The sequence below is a fragment of the Gilvimarinus sp. 1_MG-2023 genome, assembly GCF_030548285.1.
In genome coordinates this window covers 1-228 of sequence record NZ_JAUOSC010001939.1, presented here as the reverse complement: position 1 = coordinate 228, position 228 = coordinate 1, and the positions used below count along the sequence as shown (strand labels likewise).

The 228-nt window shown below is 52.6% G+C and carries 1 protein-coding gene; it reads right to left on the bottom strand.

The annotated features are described in order from the left end of the window. Positions 1–128: 128 nt before the first annotated feature. Positions 129–228: F0F1 ATP synthase subunit delta (locus Q4563_RS23420; RefSeq protein ID WP_303606252.1), on the bottom strand; the 100-nt coding region annotated here is incomplete at its 5' end.

The following is a 228-nucleotide window of genomic DNA, read 5'->3' as shown; positions in this document are numbered from 1 at the left end:
CCGTCGGATACGGATACAACGGTGCCCTCGTTCTGGGCTTGTGAAGTCACATCGAGACTTTCGATGCGCTTTTTGATGACTTCACTGATCTCGGATGGATTCAGTTGCTGCATGCATCGTCCCTCAAACTAGGATTTCATCGCTTCGGCCAACTTTGACAGCTTGCCTGTGAGTGAGCCGTCAATAACCAGGTCGCCTGCACGAATAATAGCGCCGCCGATGAGGGTC